This window comes from Chthoniobacterales bacterium (genome assembly GCA_039930045.1).
Classification (GTDB): Bacteria; Verrucomicrobiota; Verrucomicrobiia; order Chthoniobacterales; family DASVRZ01; genus DASVRZ01.
In genome coordinates this window covers 254,118-269,270 of the sequence record JBDSQB010000003.1, presented here as the reverse complement: position 1 = coordinate 269,270, position 15,153 = coordinate 254,118, and the positions used below count along the sequence as shown (strand labels likewise).

At 56.2% G+C, this 15,153-nt stretch carries 15 protein-coding genes; 7 read left to right on the top strand and 8 right to left on the bottom strand.

The window, feature by feature from the left end:
* Positions 1-137 precede the first annotated feature (137 nt).
* Positions 138-506 (top strand): hypothetical protein, encoded by a 369-nt coding sequence (locus ABIT76_04305; protein ID MEO7932364.1) that lies wholly within the window; start codon positions 138-140, stop codon positions 504-506.
* A 24-nt stretch (positions 507-530) separates the two neighbouring features.
* Here the strand turns inward: ABIT76_04305 and ABIT76_04300 are convergent, their stop codons facing one another.
* Positions 531-983 (bottom strand): hypothetical protein, encoded by a 453-nt coding sequence (locus tag ABIT76_04300; protein ID MEO7932363.1) that lies wholly within the window; start codon positions 981-983, stop codon positions 531-533.
* A gap of 172 nt (positions 984-1,155) precedes the next feature.
* On the opposite strand from ABIT76_04300, the gene ABIT76_04295 reads away from it, so the two are divergent.
* Both ABIT76_04295 and ABIT76_04290 read left to right on the top strand, forming a co-directional pair.
* On the top strand, positions 1,156-1,578 hold the full coding sequence (locus tag ABIT76_04295) for a hypothetical protein (protein ID MEO7932362.1): 423 nt from the start codon (positions 1,156-1,158) through the stop codon (positions 1,576-1,578).
* 149 nt (positions 1,579-1,727) lie between these two features.
* Positions 1,728-1,925: a hypothetical protein gene (locus tag ABIT76_04290; protein MEO7932361.1), complete on the top strand. Its 198-nt coding sequence runs from the start codon at positions 1,728-1,730 to the stop codon at positions 1,923-1,925.
* Positions 1,926-2,046: 121 nt separating this feature from the next.
* Here the strand turns inward: ABIT76_04290 and ABIT76_04285 are convergent, their stop codons facing one another.
* A complete protein-coding gene (locus tag ABIT76_04285) occupies positions 2,047-2,676 on the bottom strand; it encodes a fibronectin type III domain-containing protein (GenBank protein MEO7932360.1) in 630 nt (209 codons plus the stop codon).
* A 674-nt stretch (positions 2,677-3,350) separates the two neighbouring features.
* On the opposite strand from ABIT76_04285, the gene ABIT76_04280 reads away from it, so the two are divergent.
* Both ABIT76_04280 and ABIT76_04275 read left to right on the top strand, forming a co-directional pair.
* Complete coding sequence (locus ABIT76_04280; GenBank protein MEO7932359.1) at positions 3,351-3,680, top strand: hypothetical protein; 330 nt, start codon at positions 3,351-3,353, stop codon at positions 3,678-3,680.
* 74 nt (positions 3,681-3,754) lie between these two features.
* Positions 3,755-4,654 (top strand): YceI family protein, encoded by a 900-nt coding sequence (locus tag ABIT76_04275; protein ID MEO7932358.1) that lies wholly within the window; start codon positions 3,755-3,757, stop codon positions 4,652-4,654.
* Between the two features lie 565 nt (positions 4,655-5,219).
* Here the strand turns inward: ABIT76_04275 and ABIT76_04270 are convergent.
* A complete protein-coding gene (locus tag ABIT76_04270; GenBank protein ID MEO7932357.1) occupies positions 5,220-7,727 on the bottom strand; it encodes a TIR domain-containing protein in 2,508 nt (835 codons plus the stop codon).
* A gap of 434 nt (positions 7,728-8,161) precedes the next feature.
* On the opposite strand from ABIT76_04270, the gene ABIT76_04265 reads away from it, so the two are divergent.
* Together ABIT76_04265 and ABIT76_04260 are read left to right on the top strand one after the other, a co-directional pair.
* Positions 8,162-8,647: a VOC family protein gene (locus ABIT76_04265; GenBank protein ID MEO7932356.1), complete on the top strand. Its 486-nt coding sequence runs from the start codon at positions 8,162-8,164 to the stop codon at positions 8,645-8,647.
* A 274-nt stretch (positions 8,648-8,921) separates the two neighbouring features.
* Complete coding sequence (locus ABIT76_04260) at positions 8,922-10,454, top strand: ATP-binding protein (GenBank protein ID MEO7932355.1); 1,533 nt, start codon at positions 8,922-8,924, stop codon at positions 10,452-10,454.
* A gap of 110 nt (positions 10,455-10,564) precedes the next feature.
* On the opposite strand, the gene ABIT76_04255 is transcribed toward ABIT76_04260, so the two are convergent.
* From ABIT76_04255 to ABIT76_04235, 5 genes are all read right to left on the bottom strand, one after another.
* Positions 10,565-11,599: a peptidoglycan-binding protein gene (locus ABIT76_04255; protein ID MEO7932354.1), complete on the bottom strand. Its 1,035-nt coding sequence runs from the start codon at positions 11,597-11,599 to the stop codon at positions 10,565-10,567.
* Positions 11,600-11,724: 125 nt separating this feature from the next.
* Entirely contained in the window at positions 11,725-11,925 is a 201-nt protein-coding gene (locus ABIT76_04250; protein MEO7932353.1) for a hypothetical protein, read from the bottom strand.
* Positions 11,926-11,971: 46 nt separating this feature from the next.
* Positions 11,972-13,519 (bottom strand): hypothetical protein, encoded by a 1,548-nt coding sequence (locus ABIT76_04245; protein ID MEO7932352.1) that lies wholly within the window; start codon positions 13,517-13,519, stop codon positions 11,972-11,974.
* 149 nt (positions 13,520-13,668) lie between these two features.
* On the bottom strand, positions 13,669-14,640 hold the full coding sequence (gene galE / locus ABIT76_04240) for a UDP-glucose 4-epimerase GalE (protein MEO7932351.1): 972 nt from the start codon (positions 14,638-14,640) through the stop codon (positions 13,669-13,671).
* A 12-nt stretch (positions 14,641-14,652) separates the two neighbouring features.
* Positions 14,653-15,132, bottom strand: a complete 480-nt coding sequence (locus ABIT76_04235; GenBank protein ID MEO7932350.1) for a 3D domain-containing protein — start codon at positions 15,130-15,132, stop codon at positions 14,653-14,655.
* Positions 15,133-15,153: the final 21 nt, after the last annotated feature.

Below are 15,153 nucleotides of genomic sequence, written 5' to 3'. Positions count from 1 at the left end.
GTCTATTCAGCGGAGCCGCGCGGACGCAAAGAATTACGGCGCATCGGGGCTTTCCCTGATTCGGCGATGAAGCTTGGTTTGGGATTGCGCAGCCCGGCGGGCTTTGTTAAGCACGGGCCGTTATTTCCAGCAGTTCTATGAAGGAAATCTATCGTCAAATCGAGAGCCTGCGTGCCCAGCAACGGTCCGCTGCCGGTCCGCATTTCAACCAGTTGAGCACGCCGCAGACCTGGCTGGAGTTGCTGCGATTTGCCTTCCGCTATCCTGCGGGGGATTTCAAGACGCAGATGCTTGAGGTTGCAGCGTTTGCCATTTCCGCCATCGAGGCGCATGAGCAGATGATGGCAGATGAGGAGAACGAAGAGTCTGCGGTCGAGTGGGAGTCGATTCTGGAGGGGAAAACCAGCGTCGCGTCGCTGCTGGGTTCCATCGACCATGCCGATTCATTCATTCGGCTGGAAACAAAAACGCGGCCCCGAGATGAATCAGGGCCGCGCGAATGTTAGGACTTCGATATTAACCTGGCCAGACTAGGGAGTCGGGGAGGGCGTCATCGAGGGAGCTGCGGCTGCGGAGCCAGTGCCGCCCGAGGCGCGTCCATTGGGAGCAGAACCCGAGGCGCCGGGCGAACTGCTCATGTCCGAGGAGTCACTGCTCGAAGTGGCATTCGATCCACCCGTTGCGTTGGCAGCAGAGCCGGTGCCGCCGGATGCACGTCCCGTGCTGGCCGAACCCGATGGATCGCTTCCCGCCGGACCGCCGGAGCTGGCTTTGTCGGTGGCATCGGAGCTGTCGGACATGGCGGCGTCTTTCTTGGAGTGCTCGGCCTTGTCTTCCGACTTGTCCATTTCGTCGTCATCCTTGTCCTTGTCTTTGGCAGCCGACTCGGAGTGGTAATGCTTCGGGGTGGCCGTTGGGGATGTCTGAGCCTGGGCAGAGATGCCGGTCAGTATTGCAGTTAGAACTAATAGTTGTTTTCTCATAGTGTTTCCAGATACGAGTCGTAGTCGCCTGTTAGTTGTATAAACTTAGCCATCGCACCTTCCTGAGTTACGAAGTTTCCCCGAGGGAAAACAATCATGAACCACCGCGATCAGGGTGTTTCCTGAGAGGAAACTCGTCGCGTCCGTCCTGATGCGGAATATCTGTCTAGTTATGCAGAAAAGCATCGTCACCGACATCCGCTACATCCACCCAGAACCCGGCATGGTGGGAAATATCCACTACCACGACGGTTGGGGCCCTGAGGCATGGCCCGAGGGAAAGTCGATCAAGGTAGTGAAGGTGAATAGTACAGGAGTCCTCGTAAAAGACACCGCGGGCCGGCAGACAGAGATCGCCCCTTATTGCTTGAACATGGGACGCGAATACGAGATCGACGGAGTCTGGCTGCCGGAGAATCATCCGCTCGTCCTCAACTACCTTGCCATTTGTCTCGCCCACGAGCAGGAGACTACTTATCCAGCCTCTGGCCAGCCCCAGATGATCACCTACAAACACATGCTCGAGGAAATCCTCGCCACCCACGGCTGGCTGCCCGCGACACCATCTCCCATCCGACAAATGCAGACCGCCTAGATGGGACTAGGCCACTAACAAAATGTAGTGTCGTTTTGTGATCGGCTGGAACTGATGCGCCCCAAGACCGAAGCTAGGAACGAGGGGGGCATCTTCATACACTCACACGCTGTTGGCAGCCGTATTATAATAGGGGAGAACCCTTCACCATGAAAAACATTACCCTTCCGTTGCCCATTCTATTCGGGATCGTTTCCACTCGCGCCCTGCTCGGGGCCGGGCTGGCCCTCCTGTTTGGAGATCGTCTCGACCGTCAGCAGCGTCGGAAGCTGGGCATCCTCCTTACCACCATTGGGGTGGTCAGCACAGTGCCGTTTGCCCGCCGCGCCCTTCGGCGCATCACCTAGCCACTCGTCCGCATCTCGCGCAGCGGCAGGCTGGAGATAGCTGGTGACTCTCTAACCAACAAAAAAGGCGTGCCCCCATCGAAGCACGCCTTTCTGTTTTTTAGATTTCCATCCATTCGAGTTAGACTGCCATCATCGAGGTGGGTACCGACCAATCGCTGGAGCCCGCCGTGCCGTTGGCGCAGGCTCGCACCCAGTAGGTTTTGCCGGGAGTGAGTTCGTTGATGGTCACACTGGCGGTCGTCGAGAGACCGAAGCTCTTCCATGGGCCTTCCGCCTGTTCCGCAGTCTCGATCGAGTAGTTGCGGGCATTGCTGTTGCTCTTGATGCGGAAGAGCAGATCGCCGCTCATACCGGTGTAACTCAGCCGTGGATTTTCTGGAGCCGACAACACACCGATTGGACCCGCCGCACGCACGGCATCGAAGCCGGAAGTGATCAGCGTGAGCACGTCCTCATTGCAATGGCAGGTGACATAAGCCGCCAGAGTGCGCATGAGCGTGAGCAACTCCTCGCGGGCCGCATTGCGGGTGGCGATGGCGATTCGGTCGCGATTCAAGGCAGTGACCGCTAGATCGCTGAGTTTGCTACTGGCCGTGGTCACCGCCGCCAGGGTGGGCGTGGGAGTGGGGTAGCTCGCATTGCCTGTCGTCAGAGTGACGACATTGGTGGCAAACGAGACGAGGTTGGGGTCGGTCAACTGGACAAAGCCCAGTGCGACCCGTGGAAAGAATCCATTTTGCTTTAACATATTTCTAACTTTCTATTTTTTGTGACAGCGGGTTCTAACTCCGCCGCAGGTTTTATTTTTTGCTGGAACCTGTTGGTTGCGATCCAGTGACAAAGCCGATCCCTAGCCCATGCCGTGCCACGAATTTTTGCGTTCGATGGAAAACAGGGCCGCAATGTTAGGAGCATTCGCTAGTACGTCTGACTAACATCAGAGTCGTCCCCGGCGAACAAGCTCAACCCTGGTCAGGGGGCTTGCTTAGCAGTCAATATGCCAGTGCGAATACTGTAAAAAGAAGAAGCCCCAAAAGCAGCCTTTTCTAACATCGCGGACAAACCGAAAAGGGGCCTTGCGAAGGCCTTAAAGCTTTCTTCTAAATAAATTTATTCCCAGCCAATATCGCCCTAACTGACAAAGTGGCATGAAAATAATGGCGTTATTACACGGGCAGAACCTTATTTTCGAGAAACTATTTCTCAGATTTGAAACGTTCCATTCCACAAAAAGCCTTTTAGCGGCGATTTTTGACCGTCGAGGTCGATGCAAATAGCCAAAAAATCGCTCCAAAATCGTTCGCTAACCCCAAAAAAAGACGCCGCAGGGACCGTTTGCCGCCAAGAAATACGGAGCATTCTCACGCGAACCCGGCGACTTCGCATGAGAACACGCCGACTTTACACGCGAACACGGAGACTTTGCATGAGAACACGGAGACTTTGCATGAGAACACGGCGACTCTGCACGCGAACACGGCGACTCTGCACACGAACACGGCGACTTCGCACGCGAACACGGCGACTTTGCACGCGAACACGGCGACTTTGCACGCAAACACGGCGACTCTGCACGCAAACACGACGCTTCCTCACGCGAACACGATGGCTTTGCTTGAGAACACGGCGCATCTGACTACGAACCTGCCGTATTTGCTTACCGGGCGCGGCTGTCTGGAACTTGAGTTTCCAGTATTCGCTTGTCTTTTCTTCCTCGTTTTCGATAAGCTGACTGCGGTTTGCTCCTATTAACTCATGTGTATGTCTGATTCCTTCGCGCAACCTGCCGGGAACCCTGTGCGAATGACATCGTGTGATGTGCAATCATGACCGCGCACGAACTTCAGACCCTGCTTCAATCAGCCCACGCACCGGCTCTCATCCACGTGCTTCCGGCAGTAATCTTCGCCGCTGCCCGCATCCCCGGTTCGCAGAACGCGTGCGTTTACGAGATTAGCTTTCTCGATCAAATCCAGGCACTCGTGCCCGATCCGTCAGCCTCGCTCATTGTTTACGGCGCGGGCGAGGGATCGCTGGACGCCACGACGGCTGCGGCAAAACTCCGCGCGGCTGGTTACACACAGGCGCAGTCCTTTGAGGGCGGACTCGCCGAATGGCAAGCCGCCGGTCTGCCTCTCGAAGGCCATGGCCAACTCCCGCAGCCGCCCATTCCCGATGGCACATTTCGCCTCGACCCCACCGGGAGCGTCATCCGCTGGATCGGCAGCAACCTCTTTAACTACCACCGGGGCACGGTGCAGCTCGCCTCCGGCAACATTGTTTTGAGTCAGGGCCAGCTCGTCTCCGCCCGCTTCACCGTGGACATGGCCAGCATCGCCAATGAAGACCTCGCCGACACCGCGCTCAATCGCCAGCTCATCGCGCACCTGCACACTGCCGATTTCTTCGACGTGGCGCATCATCCCACCGCCGAGTTCGTCGCCGCGAGTGTCGAGAAAATCGCCCTCTGCACCGACGGCACGCCCAACTATCGTCTGCGCGGCACCTTCACGCTGCGCGGCATCAGCCGCCCGCTGGAGTTCCCCGTCCTCATCGCCGCTGCGGAAGACGGCCAGAGCCTGACCGCCCAAGGTTCGCTCGAACTAGACCGCACCGACTACGGCAGCCAATACGGCTCCGGCAAACTCTACCGTTTCCTCGGCCAACACCTCGTCAACGACCACATCCATCTGCATGTCAAAGTCCACGCGGAGCGGCAGGGCTGAGGCACAAAAGGATAACACAACTGCACCCGTGTGCAGACACTGAGCATGCGCGCACAAGCACCAAGCATCTTCACGAGAACACGGAGCGTCTGCACGTAATCACCGAGCACTCGCCCGATAATGCCGCGCAACTTCTCGAGGACACGGCGCATCTTCCTGCCAAGTTGGAGCAACCGCCATCGAAGCTGGAGCAAATGACGGGCATTCTCATTGTAAAGAGGCATTTGTTAGCCAGCAAATATCCTTCATAGGTCGACGCGATCAGCAGGCGACTCCTCGGCATTATGGCAGAGACAAACCGACAGCGTGTGCGCTGTGACGACGTTCGACGATACGGTGTTGACGGATATGTCGACGGTGATGCGGCATCAACTGGGCGAGGAGCCGGATGCGGAGAATGAAGTCGGTGCGACAACATTTGAGTTGGGCAGGCGATCACATATCGGTCAAGATTCTGCCTCTGTGTGCCGGGTGCGGTGGGGGATTTACCGCTTAGTGGCGATCTCTGCTGGCTGCGCCTGCAAAGGTGGGGGAAGGAAAAAAACTAAAACTGAGACCTTAGGTTTCATCTTGGGAGATCGCCGAATGCAGGCTCGTCGAGAACTGTAGGTGCGGCTTTAATCTCGGCCTGCAATTCCAGGCGACGTTTATCTGTAAGCCCTGGATTGGTTAGTATTCTTCGAATTGCACCAAAGCGTAATGCTGCAAGAAACCGATTTGTTTTGCTTGATGCTTGATCTATACGCCGAAGCACCTCTTCAAGATTTCCTGACTTCAATTCCAGCTGACATTGCAGTGCAAAAGTAATGTTTGTTCTGAGTCTTGGGAACAGCTTGTCAATTTCGGCAAGGTGAGCCCTTGCTTCGTCTATTTTACCACCGCGGATCTCGCAGTAAGCCAAATGCGAAAGAGCTTCGTATCGAGGACGAGCTTCACCAGAAACTGAACGCATCCCCGCATCGATGGCCGCAGGTATGTCATCAGTAGCAACATAGTAGGTCGCCATCCGGTGCCAATAGAATTGGCCCGTATCAAATATCCGAAGTCTTTCAAGTTGTTGTCCAGCGGTCTTTAAGTCATCTAGCTGCATGGCTACTTTGACTGCCATGTCGATTAAGTAGGGATTGTCCGGTTGTAAATCAAATGCTTCCTTCAGACATTCATCGGCATTTCTTGAGTCTCCCGATATTAAATAGCAGGAGGCGAGTTCCCGCAGAACCGCAACATCATTCCGGCCAGCTTTGCGTGCTAACTCAAAGTGCGATATTGCTTTGCTAAAATAGCTCCGTTTTCGAGCGACAAAGCCACGAAGAAACTGGGTCGTCCTAGTCGGCATTTTTCGCCCCTCCATTGCAGAACAAAGAGAGTCACACTCACCCCACTCGTCGAGTTGTGCTAATGCGCGAACCAAGAGAACTGTTGCACGCTCAAGATCCGGCCTTAACTCCAACACTTTACGAAAACCCTCGACTGCAATAACGTAGTCTTGTTGATTGTAAGCCTGTTCTGCGAGCCTAAAAATATCCGCAGTTAAGTGGACCACTTTTTCAGCAAGTGCAGCATCATTGGCGTGGCGAGCAACGCGATAAATGACTCGCGAAAAAGGTAAGGAAACTTGCTCCTCATCATTTTGATCAAGCCATATGTGAAGGGCTACAGCAATCTTCTTTGTTTCCGATGTCTGGAAATATCGAGAATGCTTAAAGATCGCGTCGCGCAATGGATCAGAAATAGCGTAAAGTGCAGACAGATCAGGTGAGATCATTGAAAAGTCGATTAGCTTAACAATGGCTACTGATACAGCCTCTGCATCAAGTCCACAATGCCCACCTATTACTGGCAACGGTAATGGCGAGAAATTAGCGAGAAGCCGAAGTAATTCATTCTCCTGCTTAGACAGAGCATGTTTGGTAACATAAGCAACGAATGTTGCTATGCGAAAATCTACAAGTTCACTGGAATTTGCCAATATAGTTGCTACACCATATTCTTTTATTAGCTGGATAGCGAAATAGCAGGCAGGAGGATAGCCGCTTGCATGCCCGGCGATAGCCGTTAGTTGCGTTTGACTTAGCAGAATATTTATTCGTGCAGAGAGCGCTTGTAGCAACCTATAAACTTCAGCTTCGGGAAGTGATGGAATTCTCACAATCGAAACTGTCAAAGGTTCACTTCTGGTAAGTTTCCTGGATGTAATGAAAAAAAGGTATACATCACTTGCACCGCTAATTAAGTGGAAGAAAGGTTCGAGCGATTCGGCAAAGTCTCCGTTTTCGTTCAACAAACCTCCAGCGTCAACAAACATTGGCAGTGAACCCGTCGCAACGATAGCACGCAAATTACGTAATGCACGACTTGCCGCTTCATCATCCGAAAGACTTGCTATTTCATCTTGAATTGCTGCTAGTGATGTAGTGCCAGCGTAGGGTTCCGATTCGATTGCAAGTTTGAATGCGATATCGCGAAGGTCATCACCGCTCTCAATTGTAACTTCAGTTGTTGTTGGCATTCCCAAAACGTTTTGAGCCACACGCCTAGCGATAGAGCGACGTCCTATTTGTGGAAGCCCTACAAAAGCAAGAAAACGCCTTGGAATACCCGACTGTGTGTTAAGCAGTTCCTGCTCAGCCTGCGCAATCTCTCTTGTCCTCCCGATAAATAATGAATGCTTCTCGACGCGCAAAAGTTCGTTTAAGTGAAGACGAATCTCTCGTGCTGTTTGTTTGGGAGAACTTACCACGATCACTTTCGCACGTCGGAGCCACTCAGGAAGCTGTGATACCTGAACCGAGTCACCAAGCATGACAACCAAAACTCGATTCAGTCGCTTATGCACGACACTATAGAATGCTTCGGTTATTTCAAACTGGACCCAAATCGATTTAAGCGCTTCAGGGCTCGCGAAAAGAACGAAAAGGGTAGAGTCATCCAATCCTTTTTCGATTGAATCCTTAAACTCAATGCCAGATTGAAAGCTCTGCTTGTCGAATACACAAAACTGCCGACCCAATTGCGTTGCTACCGTTTCCACAAAATCTTTATTTTCTGATGAATGGGATAGGAAAGCTTTCATAAGTACATGTTGAAATGAGGTGGATTTAGAAACACAAGCTGTTCAATTACTCGGCGAATTGTAGGATGTTTGTCCGCACATCGTGTTTTTTAGGGCAATGCCCACTCTTTCGCAAACTATTAGATACGACTATTGTCAAGTTTGTGGCGTCCATAGTGGCAAATGTTCTTCGTAACTGTCTGACGCAGACGAATCGCATCATAGAAAGTCAGATACTAAATTTCCACAAAACGCGGTGGTTTTCCACGTGTACCGGAAATCTTTCCACCGAGGCATCCGAATCTCACTCTCGTTCCCAAGGTGAGGTTTTGGAAGTGTAAGCTACTTGGAGAAGCTGAGCTTAGTGGTCAGGGAAGGATTGTCGGCGGCTGTGGAAAACGGCTCTTATCTACTTCGGACTTTCGCGCGGAACTGGATTGGGCAAGAGTCACGGCATGAAGAAGACCATTCCCAAGAATACGATTTGCCTGTGGTACGATAAGGATGCGCTCGAGGCGGCGCGCTTTTATGCGGCGACGTTTCCGGATAGCGAGGTGACGGCGATTCATCTTGCGCCGGGGGATTATCCATCGGGCAAGGAGGGCGATGTGCTGACGGTGGAGTTTACTGTGCTCGGCATCCCCTGCATGGGCATCAATGGCGGGCCGCAGTTTAAGCACAATCTAGCCTTTTCCTTTCAGGTCGCGACGGATTCGCAGGAGGAGACGGACCGTTACTGGAATGCGATCGTGGGCAACGGTGGGGAGGCCAGCGAATGCGGGTGGTGTCAGGATCGTTGGGGTGTGTCGTGGCAGATCACTCCGCGCGTGCTGACCGAGGCCATAGCGGCGGGTGGGGCGGAGGCGAAGCGCGCCTTCGCGGCGATGATGGAGATGGGGAAGATCGATGTGGCGAAGATCGAGGCGGCGCGGCGGGGGTGAGGAAGACTGGTTGCGCTCTCATTTCCCCAATGGGGCTTCGGCTCGCTGCAAATGCTCCACGACACGCCGGTGGGAGTGGGTTGGTGTCCGGCTGAAGGATGACCTGTCCTGGCGGTTGCCGTGGGGTGGGGATATACGTCCAATGACGGGAGGAGGCGCGAACCAACTGCGACTTGTGGGCGATGTTGTGCGCAAGTTTTGAAGTACGATAAAAACCCCATTGATGACTGTGCCGACGAACCTCCCCCTAGGCTTTGACAGTCCAGAGCATTTTTTGTCTGCCATTATCGATTCGTCGGATGATGCGATCGTGACGAAGAATCTTAATGGCATCGTGACGAGCTGGAACAAATCGGCAGAGCGCATTTTCGGATATACCGCCGCCGAGATGGTGGGCCAGCCGATCCTGAAGGTGATCCCGGAGGATCGAAAGGGTGAAGAGCCAGCCATATTGCAGCGATTGCGCAATGGCGAACGGGTGGATCATTTTTCCACGAAGCGACTGCACAAGGATGGTCACCTCCTGGATATTTCGCTGACGATCTCCCCGGTGAAGAATCGCGCGGGCGAAATCGTGGGAGCTTCCAAGATTGCCCGCGACATTTCCCTACAGAAAGAGGCTGAACGGATTCTGGAGACGATGAATGATGAGACGGTGCGGCAGAACCGGCAGAAGGATGAGTTTCTGACGACGCTCTCGCATGAGTTGCGCACGCCGTTGCAATCGATCGTGGGTTGGGTGCAAATCCTGCAAGCGGGTGACCTCGCGGAGGGGGAGTTGGCGCAGGGCCTGGAGGTGATCGGCCGCGCCGCCAAGTCGCAGCAGCACATCATTGAGGATTTACTCGATATGAGCCGCATCCTGTCGGGAAAGGTGCGGCTCGACGTGCAAAGGATCGAACTCGGCACGGTGCTGGAGGCGGCGCTGGAAACCGTGCGCCCCTCAGCGCAGGCGAAGGGAGTAAAGCTTCACGCGGTGATCGATGCGGTGGCGTCCCCGATCTCCGGCGATCCGCAGCGCTTGCAGCAGGTCTTTTGGAACTTGTTGAGCAATGCGATCAAGTTTACCCCGCGAGGCGGACGCATCGAGGTGTTGCTCCAGAGAGTGGACTCGCATATCGAGGCGAGCATCACCGACACGGGGATCGGCATTGCCAGTGAATTTCTGCCCCACGTATTTGATCGGTTTCGCCAAGCGGACGCGTCCACGACACGCTCCCACGGGGGCCTCGGTCTGGGACTGGCGATCGTGAAGCAACTGGTGGAACTGCACGGTGGAAGTGTCTCCGCCAAGAGTCCAGGCTCCAACAAAGGGGCCACGTTCGCAGTGGTCGTCCCTCTGGCCGCGGTGACGGAGGCGCGATTTGAATCCGGCGGTCGCGGGGAGCGGGGCGGGAATGCCGGTGGACGCCCGCTGGCCGCGTTGCATGGGATCACGGTGCTCGTGGTGGATGATGACGAAGACTCCCGAACGATGGTGGCCAAGACGCTGGAGAAAGCCGGAGCGAACGTAACCACCGCAGGCAGCGCGGATGAAGCGCTGAAGGCCGTGGACGAAAAGCTCCCTCACGTGCTGGTGAGCGACATCGGCATGCCGGAAAAGAACGGCTACACTTTACTCGAAGAATTGCGGTCGCGGCCTGCCGACCAGGGCGGGAAGATTCCCGCCGCCGCTCTCACCGCCTACACCCGGGTGGAGGATCGAGTGCAGGCGATGTGCGCAGGGTTCCAGATCCTGCTGCCGAAGCCGGTGGATGCGGCGGAGTTGATTGCCACCGTCGCGGCCCTGGCCAAACAGGCGCGGTGAGGACGGAGTCGGGTAGATAAGACCTCGGGCAAAAGAGGCTGGATCGCGATTCAACGTGTTGGAGCCGGGGTCATTTTCACGCCCCGGCTCCTTTCGTAGCTGCCGGGCGACTATTCCAAGCCTAGCGAGGAGAGCGTAGGCTCGTCGATCACAGCGGTGCGGTAGAGGCCGTTATCGCCTTGATAGCCGACGAGAGCCTCGCGGGTGAGCGGCCCGAGCAGGCCATCCACTTCGCCTGTGTAGTAACCTTGCTCTTGCAAGATGGCTTGAACGTCGGCAATGACGCGATCCAGCGGCTCGGCGCGGTGACCGGCATAAATGGGGGCGTCGTAGGCATAATACTCGTGGGAGTTATCATAGCCCCAGGCCGGATACCAATAGCCCTCGTTGTAGTAGTAGTAGCCGCCGCTGATCAGCTCCACCCGCTGATAGTGTTTGCGGTAGTAGCCCTCATCGTGTCTCTCCGGGCGGTAGGAGCGATAGACTCCGTATTTCTCGCCCTGCCACTGATCGCTGCCCTCGAGTTGGCGGTGTTGGGTGAAGGTCACCGTCGGGACTCGATCCGGTTTCGGCTCCGCCCGGAAAGTGGCGTGCTGGGTTTTGATCTTCTCAATCGTGCGGGCGTCGGGCCTGGCGGCCTTGCCACGGTTTCTCGCTGCCGGTGGTGTGGCTGAGGTGTTTCTCTCGGGAGCCGCGCTGTCGTCTTTGGTCGCAGGCTTCGCTTCAGCAGGAGCGTCGTGGTTTTTCTTGTGCTTCCCTGCGGGGGCATCGGGAGCTTTTGATTCGGCTGTTGCCGCAGGCGCTTCGGGAGCGGACTCGGGGGCCGCAGGCGTTTTGGCGTGTTTCTTCGGAGCGGACTCCGATTTCGTGGAATGTCTCGCTTCAGGGGCCGTCTGGGCTGCCTCCCGGGGCGGAGCTTCGGGAGCCTGTCGTCTGGCTTCCCTGGCCGGGCGCGCTTCTTTAGTGGGGCGCGCCTCTTTAGCTGGGTTGGCTTTGTTGGCAGGCTGGGCTTCGGCGGAGCGTTCTTTGCCATGGCCCTTACCCGAATGCTTTGTGTCGGCGGCTGGCGTTTCCTCGGCTTGCTGGGCCTGGGTGACCGACGCCAGAGCGAAGGAGCCAAGCAGTATGGTTAGAAGTTTTTTCATTTAGAGGGTCCTGTTTCCCAGATTCTCGCAACGCAACGGGGTGAATGGTTTGTTACGCGAGCGGTCTGGTGAAGAAGAATCGCAGTCGCGCGGGCTTTTGGTTCTCCTTATTTAAAAAGGATGTTTTACTCTGACTGGGGCGGAAAATGGGAGCGGGAGACGAGTTGCTGGGCTTGCTGGATGATGCGCTGCGATTCGGCGACGGATCGGCGGAGGGTGCCGAGGCCTTGGTGGACGCGCTCGATCATGTGGTGCGTGGCTCCGACGGATTCGCGGGTGCGGACGAGGAGTTCGTCGATTTTAATGCTTCGCTGCGGGCTGCTCATGGATTGTTTTACGTCCTCCAAGGAGGGCAAGATGCAGGTGCGGTGACTACGGGGCTTTCGTCACTGGACTGGCTGCCGCGCTGGGAGTGGGCATGGCGGGAGGCGTGGGCGAGGGGGAACTGACCGGGGCAGGGGGGATGGCCAGAGCCGGAGCTGGCTGCGCATTGGGGTTACCTCTTTGGTAAGGGAAGTTGTCGGGTCGTGCCATGTCGTAACGAGGAACTGGGGGATTTAAAAAACGCTCCATGGCCGCAGCAAACTCCTTCGGATGAGCCGCCTCGATGGCCGCGAGGCGTTCACCGATGATCTTGGACGGCACGAGATCGCTGCCGCTTTTTAGCGCGGTCTGGTAGGAGATGACTGCGGGAAGATATTGACCGGCGGTTTCCTGGTTCTGACCCGCAACAAACGCGCTTAAACCACTGGTGTCTCCAGAGCTGAAACTCTGTCCACGCGATAATACCCGCAACGCCTCACGAGCACGCGTGGCGACATTGATGTCCGCCCGCTCCCTGGCCTCGGAAATCACGCGCTCTAGGAAATGCGACACGTCTTCGCCCGGCTTTGCGGCAGTGCCATCTGGAGCACCGACATAACGGGGAAGCACCAGCAAGAGCAGCTCGGCCTTGAGGCGCGAAATGAGGGCATTTCCCAAGTCGGAGCCATTGTTGCCAAAGCTATTGATTTCTACATTAACAGCGAGGCCGGCTTTGAAATCTTGATAGCTTCTATCCAGCGGCTGCAAGTTCTGGGTTAGAGCATTAAGCGCGTCCGGCTGGCGGTTCGTCCGATTAAGTCTCTGGCGTAAATCCCCCAGCTTTCTCAATGTGCCCTCCACATCAGCGAGCGACTTCGTTTCATCGATGATTTTTTGAAGGGCTTCCCTCGGATCTGGTAGCTCAGGCTCGTTGGATGCAGAGGTGCCGCGAGCATTTAAGGCGAGGAGCTCGGAACGGGGGATCAGGAAGATGCCGTTGGAATTGTTGAGCAGATTTTGCAGGGACTGACTGGCTGCTTCCCGGTTGCTGGTGCTTTTGGCCGCGAGATAGTTTTGCCAGTAAGTGACGAACTGCAGCGTCGGCTCGACCTGTGCATAAGCGGCTTGTAATTCCTCGGACTGTTGTCCGCGATTGTAACGCTGACGCAAGGGCGTGAGGTCAGCAATCGTGCCATCGAGGTCCGCCGCCGTTTTCGCAGCGCGCGTGTCTTTTCCGGCTTTCTCCAGCAGCGCAGCTATCTTGCTGAGGGCTGCCTGATTCGCCACGTCTTTTTCAGCGCGAACTTCCTGCCGGAGAGTCGCGTAGTTTTGAGTCACGGCCTCGGAGGTAAAATAAGCCATCATCTGCCCCATCGACTCCATCCACTGTGGACTGTCCGTGTTGGCCAGCATCTCCTGGATTCGCGGCAGCACGGACTGCTTGATATTGCGACCGCCCATCTCATTCGGGCTCGCGGATGGTTTTTCCGCTTTGGCTTCTGCGACGAGCGCGGTTTGAAGTTGCTTGAGCGCCTGCTGGCCTTTCTCGGTCAATGCCTCGGCGCGCATGGCGCAAAGCGTGAAAAGGGCCAGGGGAAGGAGGGAACGGATTTTCATGATACCCATTCCTAACAAACTCCAGACAACCCCAGCAAGGTATTAGCCCTGATCTTTCAAACAGACAGCGACCTCAGCTTCCCTGATGCGGATCGAAGTCCGCTCAAACGACAAAGTTGAACGCAGGCGGGGTTTAATGCCGCAGCCGCTTAATCGCCGTAGCCGAGGGGATTCCGGTGGTGCCAGGCCCAGGCGCTGGCGATGATGGTGTCGATGTCCTGATATTGTGGTTTCCAGCCGAGTTCGGTCTGAATCTTGCCACTGGCGGCGACGAGGCGCGGCGGATCGCCAGCACGACGTTCTTTCTCGATAACCTTAATGGGTTTCCCAGTGATCTTCTCGCAACTGGCGATGACTTCGCGAACGGAGGTGCCGCCGCCGGTGCCGAGGTTGTAGAAAGTGCTCGTGGTGGCGTTGAGGGCGAGCATGTGCGCCTGCGCGAGGTCGAGAATGTGAATGTAATCGCGAATGCAGGTGCCGTCGGGCGTCGGGTAGTCGGTGCCGTAGATCTCGACGTGATCCTTCTGTCCGAGGGCGACTTTGAGGATATTCGGGATGAGGTGGGTCTCGATGCGATGGTCTTCGCCGTAGGTCTCGGTGGCACCGGCGGCGTTGAAATAGCGAAGGGCAACGTAGGTGATGCCGTGGATTTCCCCATACCAGCGGAGGATCTTCTCGAAGATGAGCTTGGATTCGCCGTAAGGATTGATCGGCTTTTGCGGCAGCGATTCGTCGAGAGGCACGGTCTCGGGGATGCCGAAAGTGGCGCAAGTGGAGGAAAAGACGAAGCGCTTGACCCCGTGCTTCACCATGGCGTCGAGGAGATTGAGCCCGCCGCCGACGTTGTTGTGGAAGTATTTTGAGGGGTTCGTCATGGACTCGCCGACGAGGGCGTTGGCCGCAAAATGCATGACGGCATCGGGCTTGGCGGCCTGGATGGCGAGGTCGATGGTGGTGGCCTCCTGGAGATCGCCCTTGTAGAAGGTGGCCTGCGGATGCACGGCGCGCCCGTGGCCTTCGGTAAGGTTGTCGAAGATGGAGATGGTGTGTCCAGCGTTGATCATTTGTTCAACGCAGATGCTGCCGATGTAGCCGGCGCCGCCGGTGACGAGGATTTTCATGGTGGGAAAAAGTTAGAGGACTTTGCTCTCGAGGTCACGCACCATTCTGCGGACGTAACCGCGTTTCGCCCGTGGGCGCAGCGTGGCGAGACTTTCGGAAAAGCTGCCCATTTGCAGGACTTCGATGTGAACCTGGCGCACACCCCAGCGATTCATTTCCCTGAGGGAGGGCACGTAAAGGTCGATCGTGTCGGTGCCGACCAGAGCCGAGCCGTAGTCGTCCACGAGATAGGTGCGGCCATTCTCCGCAAGGCGAAAAACGGTGCCCGCCGGATAGCGCGACCAGTCGGCAGACGCGCTGTAGGTCTGGCCGCAACTGAGGCGTTTATTCAGGGCGTTGCGGCGGTTGCCGTCCTCCTGATGGCTGTAGGCGGTGGTGCGAATGACGCGGTGTTTGCCCGCAATGGCGGCGGTCGGGGCAGGGCACGGCTTGCTCGGGCGGCTGGCGCACGCGGGAAGCAGAATGGCGAGGAGAAGGGGCAGGTATTTCAAGGGCCGAACAGAAAAACGGTC

Excerpts from the sequence above, each read along its gene's own strand:
- ABIT76_04300 (MEO7932363.1), bottom strand. The coding sequence starts at position 983 with ATGAGAAAACAACTATTAGTTCTAACTGCAATACTGACCGGCATCTCT.
- ABIT76_04295 (MEO7932362.1), top strand. The coding sequence starts at position 1,156 with ATGCAGAAAAGCATCGTCACCGACATCCGCTACATCCACCCAGAACCC.
- ABIT76_04290 (MEO7932361.1), top strand. The coding sequence starts at position 1,728 with ATGAAAAACATTACCCTTCCGTTGCCCATTCTATTCGGGATCGTTTCC.
- ABIT76_04250 (MEO7932353.1), bottom strand. The coding sequence starts at position 11,925 with ATGAGCAGCCCGCAGCGAAGCATTAAAATCGACGAACTCCTCGTCCGC.
- ABIT76_04275 (MEO7932358.1), top strand. The coding sequence starts at position 3,755 with ATGACCGCGCACGAACTTCAGACCCTGCTTCAATCAGCCCACGCACCG.
- ABIT76_04245 (MEO7932352.1), bottom strand. The coding sequence starts at position 13,519 with ATGAAAATCCGTTCCCTCCTTCCCCTGGCCCTTTTCACGCTTTGCGCC.
- ABIT76_04305 (MEO7932364.1), top strand. The coding sequence starts at position 138 with ATGAAGGAAATCTATCGTCAAATCGAGAGCCTGCGTGCCCAGCAACGG.
- ABIT76_04285 (MEO7932360.1), bottom strand. The coding sequence starts at position 2,676 with ATGTTAAAGCAAAATGGATTCTTTCCACGGGTCGCACTGGGCTTTGTC.
- ABIT76_04270 (MEO7932357.1), bottom strand. The coding sequence starts at position 7,727 with ATGAAAGCTTTCCTATCCCATTCATCAGAAAATAAAGATTTTGTGGAA.
- ABIT76_04255 (MEO7932354.1), bottom strand. The coding sequence starts at position 11,599 with ATGAAAAAACTTCTAACCATACTGCTTGGCTCCTTCGCTCTGGCGTCG.
- galE (MEO7932351.1), bottom strand. The coding sequence starts at position 14,640 with ATGAAAATCCTCGTCACCGGCGGCGCCGGCTACATCGGCAGCATCTGC.
- ABIT76_04265 (MEO7932356.1), top strand. The coding sequence starts at position 8,162 with ATGAAGAAGACCATTCCCAAGAATACGATTTGCCTGTGGTACGATAAG.